Annotated in this window: 9 protein-coding genes and 1 tRNA gene; all 10 read right to left on the reverse strand. The window is 72.9% G+C overall.

Going from position 1 to position 15,441, the window contains the following annotated elements; all coding sequences use genetic code 11:
• Positions 1-265: 265 nt before the first annotated feature.
• Entirely contained in the window at positions 266-1,525 is a 1,260-nt protein-coding gene (locus tag GD880_RS17535; protein WP_152232909.1) for an ABC transporter substrate-binding protein, read from the reverse strand.
• Between the two features lie 352 nt (positions 1,526-1,877).
• A complete protein-coding gene (locus GD880_RS17540) occupies positions 1,878-2,579 on the reverse strand; it encodes an ANTAR domain-containing response regulator (RefSeq protein WP_425552151.1) in 702 nt (233 codons plus the stop codon).
• Positions 2,580-2,670: 91 nt separating this feature from the next.
• Positions 2,671-2,752, reverse strand: a tRNA-Leu gene (locus GD880_RS17545).
• Between the two features lie 250 nt (positions 2,753-3,002).
• The gene (pyk, locus tag GD880_RS17550; protein ID WP_152232910.1) at positions 3,003-4,427 is read right to left on the reverse strand and encodes a pyruvate kinase; all 1,425 of its coding nucleotides are present in this window, start codon (positions 4,425-4,427) and stop codon (positions 3,003-3,005) included.
• Between the two features lie 155 nt (positions 4,428-4,582).
• Positions 4,583-6,061: a glutamate synthase subunit beta gene (locus GD880_RS17555; protein ID WP_152232911.1), complete on the reverse strand. Its 1,479-nt coding sequence runs from the start codon at positions 6,059-6,061 to the stop codon at positions 4,583-4,585.
• Entirely contained in the window at positions 6,054-10,625 is a 4,572-nt protein-coding gene (gene gltB / locus GD880_RS17560; RefSeq protein WP_152232912.1) for a glutamate synthase large subunit, read from the reverse strand. Before gltB ends, GD880_RS17555 begins: the two co-directional genes overlap by 8 nt.
• A gap of 666 nt (positions 10,626-11,291) precedes the next feature.
• Positions 11,292-12,356 (reverse strand): prolipoprotein diacylglyceryl transferase, encoded by a 1,065-nt coding sequence (gene lgt / locus GD880_RS17565; protein WP_152232957.1) that lies wholly within the window; start codon positions 12,354-12,356, stop codon positions 11,292-11,294.
• A 61-nt stretch (positions 12,357-12,417) separates the two neighbouring features.
• The gene (gene trpA / locus GD880_RS17570) at positions 12,418-13,245 is read right to left on the reverse strand and encodes a tryptophan synthase subunit alpha (RefSeq protein ID WP_152232913.1); all 828 of its coding nucleotides are present in this window, start codon (positions 13,243-13,245) and stop codon (positions 12,418-12,420) included.
• A gap of 2 nt (positions 13,246-13,247) precedes the next feature.
• Positions 13,248-14,606 (reverse strand): tryptophan synthase subunit beta, encoded by a 1,359-nt coding sequence (trpB, locus tag GD880_RS17575; RefSeq protein ID WP_152232914.1) that lies wholly within the window; start codon positions 14,604-14,606, stop codon positions 13,248-13,250.
• Positions 14,603-15,418, reverse strand: a complete 816-nt coding sequence (trpC, locus tag GD880_RS17580) for an indole-3-glycerol phosphate synthase TrpC (RefSeq protein WP_152232915.1) — start codon at positions 15,416-15,418, stop codon at positions 14,603-14,605. Before trpC ends, trpB begins: the two co-directional genes overlap by 4 nt.
• Positions 15,419-15,441: the final 23 nt, after the last annotated feature.

The raw sequence follows: 15,441 nt of genomic DNA on the forward strand, positions 1-15,441 counted from the left end.
GCACGACCGAGGAACCCGACGTGGAAGGGCCGGCACAGACCGGCAGCCCCGCCATGCCCACGACCTCATCCCGACCCCAGCGACCGCCAGACCAACGGGCTCCGCTCAGCGTCGGTGGATCAGGGCTGACCCGGCGCGGCCCGGCGCGGGTGCGGGCGCTTGATCGCCACCGCTCCCCGTCGCACCGCCCCCAGGCACGACGCAGGGGCCCGGCGGAAGGCCCGAGCCCCTGCGTGCTGCGGGGCGCGCCTGACGGGCGCCGTCGTCAGCCGGCGATCTCGCCGAACTCCACCCGCTGGAAGGAGTTGTTGTTCTCGCCGTCGAACAGGTAGATGCCGATGTTCGCCGCCGACGGGTCGTTCTCGGCGTTGAACGGGCCGACGCCGGAGACCGCCTTGTACGTGATGTCCTTGCCGTCCTTGAGGAGCTTGGCGCACTCCTCGAAGCCGGTGCACTCGTCGCCGCCGTTGGCGCCGGAGACGGCGGCCATGTTCGCCTGGATGGTCGGGCCGTCGTTGCCCTTGCCACGCACCGCCGCCAGGGCGATGATCATGGCCGCGTCGTACGACTCCGCCGCGTAGTTGAAGTCCTTCAGGCTCGCGTCGACCTCCTTGAGCCGGCCGCGGAACTCCTCGCTCGGGAACACGCCGGGCTGGGTGCCCTGCGCACCCTCGAGGGTGCCGGGGTCGAAGTCCTCGCCGTAGTTCTGCATGTTGCCGTCGACGAAGTATGTCTTGGACATATCGAAGCCCTGGTTGACGAGCTCCTGGAGGATGAGCGGCGTCTGCGTGGTGAAGGCGATGATGGCGATGGCGTCCGGCTGGGTCGCCAGCACGTTGCCGACGATGGTGGAGAAGTTCTGCTCGGTGGGGTCGAACTCCTGCCCCACCTTGCCGTAGGTGACCGTGCCGCCGCCCTCCTCAACCACCTTCAGCACGACGTCGCGCAGCCCGGTGCCGTAGTCGTCGTTGAACACGAGGATGCCCACGTTGGCGGCGCCGTCGCTGATGATGAGGTTGCCGAGGACGTCGCCCTGGATGGTGTCCGGCGGGGCCGTGCGGAAGTAGAACTTGTCGTACCCCGACAGCTTCGCGACGGTGTTCGCCGGCGAGACCATGACGATCTGCGCGCCGACCACGTCGTCGATGACGTTCAGGGTGACCAGCGAGGAGGCCGCGCCGACGATGGCGTTGACCTTCTCACTAATCATCTCGGTGACTGACTGGGTGGACACCTGCGCGTTATCGGCGTCGGAGGAGTCCTTGTGGCTGACCTTCACATCGGCGCCGTTGACGCCCCCGGCCGCGTTGATCTCCTTGACGGCGAGGTCCACGCCGGCGATCTCGGGCGGGCCGAGCTGCGAGAGGGACCCGGTCTGCGGCAGCAGGGTGCCGATCAACAGCCCCCCGCCGGCCGGGTCGCCGCCGCCAGCATTGCCGCCGCCACCGGACCCGCACGCCGCGAGCGTCAGCGACACGGCCGCGACCACGGCCAGCGAGCGGAGGCCCGTCTTCGTCTGAGTCATGCCGTCTCCTTCGTCTCCCGAGTGCGGCGCGCGCCCGCGAGGCCCCTGCGCCCGTGCCGGGCCGGTTCGCCCGTGCGCGTCAACGTATTGACGACGCGTCCCCTTGTCAGGGGGATCCGGTCCGGTAATGTCACAGAACGGTCACGATTGTGACGCGCGTCACACGCGCGCCGGGTCGGAGCGATGAGGGAACGGCTTCGGTGCCGCTCGGTGCGACGGGGCGCGGAGAGGGGCGGCGTGGGCTCGGGTGGACGGCGTGGGGCAGGGACGCCTGGGGCCGGGGAGGCACGGCGACGGCCCGGTTCCGTGGGGAACCGGGCCGCGCGGGGGGACGCCGGGAGGCGTCCGGCCGTTACTTGGCGCCGACCTGCTCGATGACGGCGTCGGCGACCTCGCGCATCGTCAGGCGGCGGTCCATCGAGGTCTTCTGGATCCACCGGAAGGCCTCGGGCTCGCTGAGCCCCATCTTGGTCATGAGCAGACCCTTGGCGCGGTCCACGCGCTTGCGGGTCTCGAACTGCTCGGCGAGCGAGGCGACCTCGGCCTCGAGCGAGGTGATCTCCTGGTGGCGGGAGATGGCGATCTCCACCGCGGGCAGCAGGTCGGCGGGGGTGAACGGCTTGACCACGTAGGCCATCGCGCCGGCGTCGCGGGCCCGCTCGACGAGCTCCTTCTGCGAGAAGGCGGTGAGCATGACCACGGCGCAGGTGCGGTTGCCGATGATCCGCTCGGCGGCGGTGATGCCGTCCATGACCGGCATCTTGACGTCCATGACCACGACGTCGGGCTCGAGCTCGGTGGCCAGCGCGACAGCCTGCTCACCGTTGGCGGCCTCGCCCACGACGTCGAAGCCGGCCTCGGTCAGGCTCTCGACGATGTCCAGCCGGATGAGGGTCTCGTCCTCCGCGACGACCACGCGCCGGCGGACAGCCGGCTCCTCCTCGGCGCCAGCGGCCTCGGGGCCGGGCAGGTCGATGGGGACGGTGCCACCGTCGGGGGCGGTCGTCGTCTCGTCAGGGGCCTCGCTGCGCTTCTTCGTCGTCACGTGGGTCAGCCTATAGCGCCGGTCCCCGCGCGGGCCTGCGCGGACGCCGCCACGTGACGCGTTCAACAACGGCCGTGTGACGGGCGCGACAAGGTCGCGGTGCTCCCGGCGGGACTCGAACCCGCACGCCTCGCGGCGCCGCATTTTGAGTGCGGTGTGTCTGCCAGTTTCACCACAGGAGCTTCAGGCGGGCATCAGGTTACCGTGCCCGCGCGGGCGCCCCGGACGCCGTCCGGCGCAGCCTCGCGCGGCGCGCCGCGCGGGTCGTCGCGACTCAGGCGGGTGGTCCACCAGCCGCCCGTGACGGCAACACCCGCCCGCGGCGCGAGCGGTCGCTCGGCGGCCCGGAGGCGCGACGGCCGCCGTGGGCACCTCACCTACCCGGACGCGCAGCGGCGGGCGGCGCACCCGCGCCGCCCGCCGCCGGGACCGTCAGGCCTTGGTGTACGTCTCGCCGATCTTGTGCACGCGGATGGAGTTGGTCGAGCCGACCTTACCCGGGGGCATGCCGGCGACGATGACGACCCGGTCGCCCTCCTCGGCCAGCCCGGTGGTCTGCAGGAGCTGGTCGACCTGGTTGACCATGTCGTCGGTGTGGCTCACCGGGGGCACGGTGTAGGTCTGCACGCCCCAGCTGACCGCCAGCTGGTTGCGCACGTCGGTCGACGGCGTGAAGGCCAGCAGCGGGATGGGCGAGCGCAGCCGGGACATCCGGCGGGCGGAGTCGCCGGACTGGGTGAAGGTCACCAGGTACTTCGTCTCGAGCATCTCCCCGATGTCCGAGGCGGCCTTGGTGATGACGCCGCCACGGGTGTGCGGGCTCGAGCCCAGCGGGGCGATCCGCTCCCCGCCGTTCTCCTCGGTGTTCTCCACGATGCGGGCCATGGTGCGCACCGTCTCGATCGGGAAGTCCCCGACGGAGGTCTCGCCGGAGAGCATGACCGCGTCCGCGCCGTCGAGGATGGCGTTGGCGACGTCGGAGGCCTCGGCGCGGGTGGGCCGCGGGCTGTTGATCATCGACTCGAGCATCTGGGTGGCGACGATGACCGGCTTGGCGTTGCGCCGCGCGAGCTCGATGGCCCGCTTCTGCACCAGCGGCACCTGCTCGAGCGGCAGCTCGACGCCGAGGTCGCCGCGGGCGACCATGACGCCGTCGAACGCGTCCACCACCTCGACGAGGTTCTCCACGGCCTGGGGCTTCTCGATCTTGGCGATTACCGGGACCCGGCGCCCCTCCTCGTCCATGATCGCGTGGACGTCCTCGACGTCGGCGGCGGAGCGGACGAAGGACAGCGCGATCATGTCCGCGCCGATGTTCAGGGCCCAGCGCAGGTCCTCCTTGTCCTTCTCGGACAGGGCGGGCACCGACACGGCCACGCCGGGCAGGTTCAGCCCCTTGTGGTTGGACACCGGGCCGGGCACCTCGACCCTGGTGACGACGCGCGGGCCGTCCACCTCGAGGACGCGGACGGCGACCTTGCCGTCGTCGATGAGGATGCGGTCGCCGGGGTTGGCGTCGCCGGGCAGACCCTTGTAGGTCGTCGAGGCGATCTCGGCGTTCCCGGGGACCTCCTCGGTGGTGATCGTGAAGGTGTCGCCCTCGCGGAGGTTGACCTTGCCGTCGGCGAAGTTGCCCAGGCGGATCTTCGGGCCCTGGAGGTCGACGAGGACGGCGACGGCGCGGCCCGAGGCCTGTGCGGCGGCGCGGACGTTGCGGTAGACCGCCTCGTGCTCCTCGACGGCGCCGTGGGAGCGGTTGATCCGGGCGACGTCCATGCCGGCGTCCACCAGCTCCTGGACCTTCTCGGGGGACTCGGTGGCGGGGCCGATGGTGCACACGATCTTCGCTCTACGCATGGGCCCCAGCCTAGGGCCTGGCGGTCCCGGGCCGCCCGCGCGGGGTCCCAGTGGTGCCGCTCACCGGTGTGCTGCGCGGCACGGACGCCGACGGCCCGGCGACCCCGGATGACCGGGTGGCCGGGCCGTGGCGGGCGGCGCCGCGCGGGCGTCGCTCAGACCGAGACCGACACCGTCGAGGGCAGGATCGGGGCCGGAAGCTCCGTCTCCCCGCGCAGGTAGGCGTCGACGGCGGAGGCCGCCGACCGACCCTCGGCGATGGCCCACACGATGAGCGACTGGCCGCGTCCGGCGTCGCCGGCGACGTACACCCCCGGCACCGAGGTGGCGAAGGTCTCATCGCGCACGATGCGCCCGCGGGCGTCCCGCTCGACACCCAGCTGCTCGACCAGCCCGCCGGCCGGGACCCCGGAGAAGCCGAGCGCGAGCAGGACCAGCTGGGCGGGGATGATCCGCTCGGTGCCCTCGATGGGCACGGCCTGCCCCGAGGTGCGGTCGACGTCGACGAGGCGCAGGTGCGTGACCTGCCCCTCCCCCGCCGAGCCGTCGGAGAGGAGCTCGACCGTCGAGGCGCCGTAGGTGCGCTCGCCGTTCTCCTCGTGGGAGGTCGAGACGCGGTAGACCTTGGGGTAGGTCGGCCAGGGCTGGTTCGCCGGGCGCTCCTCCGGCGGGACGGGGTTGATGTCGATCTGGGTGATCGTGCGGGCCTGCTGGCGGGTGGCCGTGCCCAGGCAGTCCGAGCCGGTGTCGCCGCCGCCGATGATGACGACGTCCTTGCCGGTGGCGAGGATCTGGTCCGGCACCTCCTGGCCGGCGACCACCCGGTTGGCCTGGACGAGGTAGTCCATGGCGTAGTGGATCCCGCCGAGCTCGCGCCCGGGGACCGGCAGCTCGCGCGGCACGGTCGAGCCCATGGCGAGGATGACGGCGTCGTACCGCTCGAGCAGCTCCTGCCCGCTGAGCATGCCCTCGCCGCCGACGTCCACCGACGGGCGGAACCGGGTGCCCTCGGCCTCCATCTGGGCGATGCGCCGGTCGACCTGTGCGCGGGCCATCTTGAAGTCGGGGATGCCGTAGGTGAGCAGGCCGCCGATGCGGTCGTCGCGCTCGTAGACGGCCACGGTGTGCCCGGCCCGGGTGAGCTGCTGGGCGGCGGCCAGCCCGGCAGGGCCGGAGCCGATCACCGCGACGGTGGAGCCGGTGAGCCGCTCGGGGATAAGCGGCCGGATGAGGTCGCGGTCCCAGGCGTTGTCGGCGATGGACTGCTCGATGTTCTTGATGGTCACCGGGGGCTGGTTGATGCCCAGCACGCACGCCGTCTCGCACGGCGCGGGGCACAGCCGGCCGGTCCACTCCGGGAAGTTGTTGGTCGCGTGCAGCCGCTCGATGGCCCCGGCCCAGTCCTGGGTGCGGGTGAGCTCGTTCCACTCGGGGATGAGGTTGCCCAGGGGGCAGCCGTTGTGGCAGAAGGGCACGCCGCAGTCCATGCACCGGGCGGCCTGGCGCACGAGGGCCGGGGCGTCCTCCGCGCGGCGCTCGTAGACCTCCTTGTTGTCCATGATCCGCACCGGCACCGGCCGGCGGCGGGGCAGCTCCCGCTCGCGATGCTTCAGGAAACCCTGGGGGTCAGCCACGGGAAGCCTCCATGATGTTGGCCCACACGTCCGGCGAGCTCGGGTCGAGGCCGTCCTCGGCCGCCTTGACCAGGGCGGCGGAGACGGCGGCGTACTGGCGCGGGAGCACCTTGGTGAGGCGGGCGTCGAGGGTGTCGAGGTCCGCCAGCAGCTCGGCCGCCACGGCGGAGTCGGTCAGCTCCAGATGGCGGCGCAGCAGGTCGACGACGATCGCGTGGTCCTCGGCGTCCAGCGCGGACAGGATCAGCTCGCCGCCGGCCAGCGCCGGGGCGTTGACCTTGGCGGTGTCGAGGTCGAGGACGTAGGCGGTGCCGCCGGACATGCCGGCGCCCACGTTCCGGCCGGTGGGGCCGAGGATGAGCAGCGTGCCGCCGGTCATGTACTCGGCGGCGTGGTCGCCCACGCCCTCGACGACCAGCGTGGCCCCGGAGTTGCGGACCGCGAAGCGCTCCCCGGCCCGGCCGCGGAGGTAGATCTCCCCGGAGGTCGCGCCGTATGCGATGACGTTGCCCGCCACCACGTTGTCCTGGGCCGAGAAGACCGCCCTCTCGTCGGGGCGGACCACGATCCGGCCGCCGGAGAGGGACTTGCCGACGTAGTCGTTGGCGTCCCCCACCAGGCGCAGCGTGATGCCGCGGGGCAGCACCGCGCCGAAGGACTGGCCGGCCGAGCCGCGCAGGGTGATGTCGATGGTGCCGTCGGGCAGGCCCTCGGCGCCGTACCGCTTGGTCAGCTCGTGGCCGAGCATCGTGCCCACGGTGCGGTTGACGTTGCGCACGGGCAGGTCGGCCCGCACGTGCTCGCCGCCCTCCAGGGCGGGGCCGGCCAGGCGGATGAGCTCGTTGTCGAGCGCCTTCTCCAGCCCGTGGTCCTGGGCGCGTGCGTGGTGCCGCGCCGACCCGGGCCGGGGCTCCACCGGCGCGAGCAGCGGGCTGAGGTCGAGCCCGGAGGCCTTCCAGTGCTCCACCGCCTCGGCCGCGTCGAGCAGGTCGACCCGGCCGACGGCCTCGTCGATCGAGCGCAGGCCCAGGGCGGCGAGGAGCTCGCGCACCTCCTCGGCGATGAACTCGAAGAAGGTCACCACGTGCTCGGCCTTGCCGGTGTACCGCTTGCGCAGCTCGGGGTTCTGGGTGGCCACCCCCACCGGGCAGGTGTCCAGGTGGCACACCCGCATCATGATGCAGCCCTCGACCACCAGCGGGGCGGTGGCGAAGCCGAACTCCTCCGCCCCGAGCAGCGCGGCGACGAGGACGTCGCGGCCGGTCTTCATCTGCCCGTCGGCCTGGACGACCACCCGGTCGCGCAGGTCGTTGAGCACGAGGGTCTGCTGGGTCTCGGCCAGGCCGATCTCCCACGGGGCGCCCGCGTGCTTGAGCGAGGTCAGCGGCGCCGCGCCCGTGCCGCCGTCGTGCCCGGAGATCAGGACCACGTCGGAGTGCGCCTTGGCGACGCCGGCGGCCACCGTGCCCACGCCGATCTCGCTGACCAGCTTGGTGTGGATCCGCGCCGCCGGGTTGGCGTTCTTGAGGTCGTGGATCAGCTGGGCCAGGTCCTCGATCGAGTAGATGTCGTGGTGCGGCGGCGGGGAGATCAGCCCGACGCCGGGCGTGGAGTGCCGGGTGTGCGCCACCCACGGGTAGACTTTGTGCGCGGGCAGCTGGCCGCCCTCGCCGGGCTTGGCGCCCTGGGCGATCTTGATCTGGATGTCGTCGGCGTTGGTGAGGTAGTCCGCCGTCACGCCGAAGCGGCCCGAGGCGACCTGCTTGATGGCCGAGCGCCGCCGCGGGTCGTGCAGCCGGTCGGTGTCCTCGCCGCCCTCGCCGGTGTTCGACTTCCCGCCGAGGATGTTCATCGCGATCGCCAGGGTCTCGTGCGCCTCGGCGGAGATCGAGCCGTAGCTCATCGCGCCGGTGGAGAAGCGCTTGACGATCGCGCTGACCGGCTCGACCTCCTCCAGCGGCACCGGGGCGCGCTCGCCGGTCTTGAGCCGGAGCAGGCCGCGCAGCGTCATGAGGCGGCGGGACTGCTCGTTGACGCCCTCGGTGTACTTGCGGAAGACGTCGTAGCGGCGGGTCTTCGTGGAGTGCTGCAGCCGGAAGATCGTCTCGGGGTCGAACAGGTGCGGCTCGCCCTCGCGGCGCCACTGGTACTCCCCGCCCATGCGCAGCGTGCGGTGGGCCGGGGAGATGCCCGAGTGCGGGTAGGCGGTGGCGTGCCGGGCGGCGACCTCGGCGGCGATGACGTCGAGGCCGACGCCGCCCAGCGGGGTCGGCGTGCCGGTGAAGTAGGCCTCCACGAGGTCCTCGGACAGGCCGATCGCCTCGAAGACCTGCGCGCCGCGGTAGGAGGCCACGGTGGAGATGCCCATCTTCGACATGACCTTGAGCACGCCCTTGCCCAGGCCCTTGATGAGGTTCCTCACCGCCTGCTGCGGGGTCACCCCGCGCACGACGCCGGAGCGCACCAGGTGCTCGACGCTCTCCATGGCGAGGTAGGGGTTGACGCAGGCGGCGCCGTAGCCGATGAGCAGGGCCACGTGGTGGACCTCGCGGACGTCGCCGGCCTCGACGATGAGCGAGATCCTCGTGCGGGTGCGCCGGCGCAGGGTGTGGTGGTGCACCGCGGAGGTGAGCAGCAGCGACGGGATCGGCGCCAGCGCCGCGGTGGAGTCGCGGTCGGACAGCACGATGACGTTGTGGCCCTGCTCGATCGCGGCGTCGACCTCGGCGAAGATCTCCTCCAGCCGGGCGTGCAGGCCGGCGCCGCCGCCGGCGACCGGGTAGAGCCCGGCGATGGTCGCCGCGGAGAAGTGGTTCCCCTTCCGCGGGGTCTGGGCGATGTGCTTGATCTTGGCGAGCTGGTCGTTGTCGATGGTCGGGAAGGGCACGACGAGCTTGCGGGCGTGCTCGGGGCCGTCCTCCAGGATGTTCGGCTCGGGGCCGATCGCCCCGCCCAGCGCGGTGACGAGCTCCTCGCGGATGGCGTCCAGCGGCGGGTTGGTCACCTGCGCGAAGAGCTGGGAGAAGTAGTCGAACAGCAGGCGCGGCCGGGCGGAGAGCACCGCCACCGGGGTGTCGGTCCCCATGGAGCCGAGCGCCTCGGCGCCGGTGGCCGCCATCGGCGCGAGGAGGAGGCGCAGCTCCTCCTCCGTGTAGCCGAAGGTCTGCTGACGGCGGATCACCGAGAGCCGGGAGTGGTCGACGTGGTCGCGCTCGGGCAGGTCCTCGAGGTGGACCAGCCCCTCGTCCAGCCACTGCTGGTAGGGGTGCTGGTCCGCCAGGGTCCGCTTGATCTCCTCGTCCTCGACGATGCGGCCGGAGCCGGTGTCGACGAGGAACATCCGGCCGGGCTCGAGCCGGCCCTTGCGCATCACCCGCGCCGGGTCGAGGTCGAGGACGCCGGACTCCGAGGCGAGCACGACGAGCCCGTCGGCGGTGACCCAGTAGCGCCCGGGGCGCAGGCCGTTGCGGTCCATGACGGCGCCGATGAGGGTGCCGTCGGTGAAGGTCATCGCGGCCGGGCCGTCCCAGGGCTCCATAAGGGTGGACTGGTACTCGTAGAACGCCCGCAGCCCCGGGTCCATCGAGTCGTGGTTCTGCCACGCCTCGGGGATCATCATGAGCACCGCCTCGGGCAGCGCGCGGCCGGCCAGGTGCAGCAGCTCGAGCACCTCGTCGAAGGTCGCCGAGTCGGAGCCACCGGGGGTGCAGATCGGCAGCAGCGGCGCGAGGTCGCCGAGCGCGGCCGAGGCGAGCACGCCCTCGCGGGCGGCCATCCAGTTGCGGTTGCCGCGCACGGTGTTGATCTCGCCGTTGTGCGCCACCAGCCGGAACGGCTGGGCCAGCGGCCACGACGGGAACGTGTTGGTCGAGAAGCGCGAGTGGACCAGGGCCAGCTCGCTGGCGAAGCGCTCGTCGGAGAGGTCGGGGAAGAACGGGCGCAGCTGGCCGGTGGTGAGCATGCCCTTGTAGACGAGGGTGCGCGCCGAGAGGGAGGCGAAGTACAGGCCGAGCTCACGCTCGACCCGCTTGCGCACCCGGAAGGCGAGCCGCTCGAGGGCCAGGCCCGTGGAGGCGCCGTCGGCGAGGAACAGCTGCCGGAAGGTCGGCATGGTGGCCAGCGCGCTGGGACCGATCATCGACGCGTCGACCGGCACCTCGCGCCAGCCGAGCACGGCCAGCCCCTCCTCGGCGGCGATGCCCTCGATGCGGCGCACGGCCTCGGCCCGCTCGGTCTCCTCCGCGCCGGGCCCGGGCAGGAAGGCCGTGCCGACGGCGTAGGCGCCGGCCGCGGGCAGGTCGACGTCGACCACGGCGCGCAGGAAGGCGTCGGGCACCTGGGTGAGCAGGCCCGCGCCGTCGCCGGTGTTCTCCTCCGCGCCCACAGCGCCGCGGTGGTCGAGGTTGAGCAGGGCCGTCAGCGCCGCCTCGACGATGTCCCGCCCCGGGCTGCCGCGCAGGGTCGCGACGAAGGCCACGCCGCACGCGTCGTGCTCGTGGGCCGGGTCGTACAGACCGTGGCGGGCCCGGGTGTGAAACGGACTGGGCGCCTGAGCTGGTTCCATCCGCGTGTCGTCCTCACCGCGAAGACCCCTGACGGACCCCCGCATCGTCGAGCTGAGTGGTGGTTGGGTCGCCGTCGTCCCGATGGTGGCGCGATATTACTGCCTGATGACCAGGAGGTAACACAACGTGTCCACATTTTTGACACCGGGCCGCCCGCCGCCGCGGACGACGCGTCCAGACAAGCCGCGAGGATGGGGGCTGTCAAGTCGCACGGGCCCCCGACTGTCAACGTTGTCAGGCCCGTGGAGCGGCGCGTGGCCGCGGGTCACATCGACTGTCGCAGGGGCCGCGGGGCCTCGGGCTGTGAGGGCGTCGTGGGCGCGAGCGGGCCTGGGCACCTCCTCGAACTGCTGGGACCCGCGGTTACTCACTGGCGCCGCCGTGCCCGCTTGCCGTCCGGTACGACCCAACGCGCAGGCGTCGGCCGAGCCAGCAGGTTTCGCTCCTCGCGGGCGGCGTCACGGGCCGAACCACCGAGCCAGCAGGCCGCTCGACGCCGTCCGGGGCTGAACCAGCGAGTTGGCACGCCACTCGGGGCTGTCCGGGGCCAAACCAGCGAGGTGGGCAAGCCGTCCAGCGGTTTTGCGCCCAGGCAGCGTGTTCGCCGCCGCTTCCTCACCGCGGCGCGCCTACCTCCTGCGGACTGGCCCGAGCGGGCTGCGGTCTCAGCCGCGGCCGGAGACGTCCTCGTCGGCAGACGCCGAGGGGACGTCCTCGTCGGCAGACGCCGAGGGGGCGTGCTCCTCGCCCGGCGCTCGCGCGCCACCCGGTGCACCTGCGACCTGCCCGTCCACCTCCGCGCCAGGGACCGGTGCGGGCTCCGCGGCGACGGTGACGGTCGACGTGGGCTCCTGCCCGTCGTCGGTCCCGGCGACGGTGCCCTCGACCGGTTCCCGGCCCGGCAGCCACAGGCTCTCCGGCACCCCGCGGGTGCGCCGGCCGATGACCACGAAGAAGGCGAGGGCCACGAGGAAGATGAGGATCGACGTCCACACGTTCAGCCGCAGGCCGAGGACGATCTCGGCGGTGTCGATGCGCAGGTACTCGATCCACACCCGGCCCAGGGTGTAGAGCATGACGTAGAGCCAGAACACCCGGCCGTGACCCAGCCGGAACCGGCGCTCCGCCCACACCAGCACGCCGACCATGGCGAGGTTCCACACCAGCTCGTAGAGGAACGTCGGGTGGAACAGAGTGCCGGAGGGATACCCCGGGACGAGGTGGGCGTCGTCGATCCGCAGCCCCCACGGCAGGGTGGTGGCCTTGCCGTAGAGCTCCTGGTTGAAGTAGTTGCCCAGCCGGCCGATGGCCTGGGCGACGAGCAGCCCGGGCGCGAGGGCATCGGCGAACGGTGCCAGGCGCAGCCCACGGCGGCGCAGGCCCAGCCAGGCCCCCACCGCGCCCAGCGCGACGGCGCCCCAGATGCCCAGCCCGCCGTTCCAGATCGCGAAGGCGTTCCACGGGTTGCCGCCCGGGCCGAAGTACGGCTCCGGGGTCGTGACGACGTGGTAGAGCCGCGCCCCCACGATGCCGAACGGCACCATCCAGAACACCACGTCGATGGCGGTGTCCTTGGGGCCGCCCTTGGCGGTGTAGCGCCGGTCGAGGATCCACCAGGCCGCCACCCCGCCGAGCAGGATCGCCAGCGCGTAGGCTCGCACCGGCAGCGGGCCCAGCTGCCAGACCCCCTGGGGCGGGCTGGGCAGGGCGGCGAGGACGGCGGAGGTCAGCACGCGTGCAGACTATCCGCTCGCCACGCCCGCCCCCGCCGCCGACCGCCGCCGAGCGCTGTCAGCCGCCGTGCGCGCCGGTGGCCAGCTCCTCGGTGAGCGCGGTGAGGTCGCGCAGCCCGGCGGCGGTGTCGCCGTCGGGGCGCATGAGGGTCCGCACCAGCGCCGAGCCGACGATGACGCCGTCGGCGTACTGGGCGATCTCGGCCGCCTGCGCCCGGTTGGACACCCCGAGGCCCACGCACACCCGCGGCTCGCCGCCGGCCTCGCGGGTGCGGGCGACCAGCCCACGCGCGTGGGTGTCCACCGCGGTCCGGGCGCCGGTGACGCCCATGGTGGAGGCGGCGTAGACGAAGCCGCGGCAGGCGCCGGCGGTCAGCCGCAGCCGCGCGTCGGTCGAGCTCGGCGCCACGAGGAAGACCCGGTCGAGCCCGTGCGCGTCGGAGGCGGCGATCCACTCCCCCGCCTCGTCCGGGATCAGGTCGGGGGTGATGAGGCCGGCCCCGCCGGCCGCGGCGAGGTCGCGCGCGAAGCGGTCCACGCCGTAGCGGTACACCGGGTTGTAGTAGGTCATGACCAGCACCGCGGCGCCGGTCTGGGCGACCTGCTCGACGGCGCGCAGCACGTCGGCGGTGCGGGTGCCGCCGTCGAGCGCGGCCTGGGTGGCCCGCTGGATGGTCTCGCCGTCCATGCCCGGGTCGGAGTAGGGCAGCCCGAGCTCGATGACGTCGGCGCCGGCCGCGACGAGCTGGCGGGCGGCCCGGACGGAGGTGTCGACGTCGGGGAAGCCGACCGGGAGGTAGCCGACGAGGGCCGCTCCCCCGCGAGCCTTGGCAGCGTCGATCGCCGCCGCGGTCTTGGACGCGGTCGCCGCGCCGGTGGTCGTCATGCTCACAGCTCCACGCTCCCGGTGGCCTCGTAACCCGCACCGTCCACGGCGCCGGTCTTCGCCGCGTCCTCGGGCCCGGCGGCCTCCGGCACGGCGCCCTCGTGCTGGTCGGCGTCGAGGAGGTGGAACCAGGCCGCGGCCGTCTCCACGTCCTTGTCCCCGCGCCCGGAGAGGTTGACCAGGATGGTCGGGGCCGGCTGCCCGGCGGCCGCGGCCTCCTTTCCGATGCGGATGGCCCCGGCGAGGGCGTGGGCGCTCTCGATGGCCGGGATGATGCCCTCGGTGCGGCACAGCAGCCGGAACGCCTCCATGGCCTCGCTGTCCGTGACCGGCTGGTACTCGGCGCGGTGGATGCTGGCCAGCCAGGAGTGCTCGGGGCCCACGCCGGGGTAGTCCAGGCCGGCGGAGATGGAGTGGGACTCCACCGTCTGACCGTCCTCGTCCTGGAGCAGGAAGGTGCGCGCGCCGTGCAGCACGCCGGGGGTGCCGCCGGTGATCGAGGAGGCGTGCCGCCCGGTCTCGACGCCGTCACCGGCCGCCTCGAGGCCCACCAGGCGCACGCCGTCGTCGTCGAGGAAGGCGTTGAAGATGCCGATGGCGTTCGAGCCGCCGCCCACGCAGGCGCACACGACGTCGGGCAGCGCGCCCGTGAGGTCCAGCACCTGCTGGCGGGCCTCCTCGCCGATGATCTTCTGCAAGTCGCGGACCATCGCGGGGAACGGGTGCGGGCCCGCGGCGGTGCCGAAGATGTAGTTGGTGGTCTCCACGTTGGTCACCCAGTCGCGGAAGGCCTCGTTGATGGCGTCCTTGAGCGTCCGCGAGCCGGTGGCGACGCCGACGACCTCGGCGCCGAGCAGGCGCATGCGGGCGACGTTGAGCGCCTGGCGGCGCATGTCCTCCTCGCCCATGTAGATCGTGCACTCCAGGCCGAGCAGGGCGGCGGCGGTGGCGGTGGCCACCCCGTGCTGGCCGGCGCCGGTCTCGGCGATGACCCGCCGCTTGCCGACCTTGCGGGTGAGCAGCGCCTGGCCGAGGACGTTGTTGATCTTGTGCGAGCCAGTGTGGTTGAGGTCCTCGCGCTTGAGGATGACCCGCGCGCCGCCGGCGTGCTCGGCGAAGCGGGGCACCTCGGTGATGATGCTGGGCCGGCCGGTGTAGGTGCGGTTGAGGCGGTCCATCTCGGCGAGGAACGCCGGGTCGACCTTGAGCTCCTCCCAGGCGGCGGTGAGATCGTCGAGCGCCGCGACGAGCGCCTCGGCGACGAACCGGCCGCCGAAGTCGCCGAAGTAGGGGCCCGGAGCCTCGGCGAGGTGCTCGGGGAGCGTGACCGGCCGGGTGCTCTCGGTGTGCTGCTCGCTCACTTGCGCACCGCCCGCAGGGACGGGTGGGAGCCGGCGGCGACCATGTCGGCCACCGCCTGGCGGGGGTTGCCGGTGGTCACCAGCGCCTCGCCGACCAGGACCGCGTCGGCCCCGGCGCGGGCGTAGTCGAGCACGTCGTGCGGCCCGCGAACGCCGGACTCGGCGACCTTGATGACCCCGCTCGGCACGACGTCGACGACCTGGCTGAACACCGCACGGTCGACGGTGAGGGTGTGCAGGTTGCGCGCGTTGATGCCCAGGACCCGGGCGCCGGCGTCCAGCCCGCGCTGCGCCTCCTCGCGGTCGTGGGCCTCGACCAGCGCGGTCATGCCCAGGGAGTGGACCCGCTCGATCAGCGAGACGAGCACCTCCTGCTCGAGGGCGGCGACGATGAGGAGCACGAGGTCGGCCCCGAACGCCCGCGCCTCCCACACCTGGTAGGGGGTGACGACGAAGTCCTTGCGCAGCACCGGGATGTCCACCGCCGCGCGCACCGCGGCGAGGTCCTCCAGGGAGCCGCCGAAGCGGCGCCGCTCGGTCAGGCAGGAGATGACGCTCGCCCCGCCGGCCTCGTACTCCGCGGCGAGGCCCGCCGGGTCGGCGATCTCGGCCAGCGCGCCCTTGGACGGGCTCGAGCGCTTGACCTCCGAGATGATCGTCACCTCGCCGTGCTCGCCGCGCAGCGCGGCGACGCCGTCCTTCGCGCCCACCTGGCGCTGGGCCATCTCCTTGAGGACGTCCAGCGGACGCTGTGCCTCGCGCTCGGCGAGGTCCTCGCGGACCCCGGCGACGATGTCTTCCAGCACGGTCACGGTGCCGTCTCCCCTCGTTGTCG

This window comes from Georgenia ruanii, assembly GCF_009193175.1.
Taxonomy (GTDB): domain Bacteria; phylum Actinomycetota; class Actinomycetes; order Actinomycetales; family Actinomycetaceae; genus Georgenia; species Georgenia ruanii.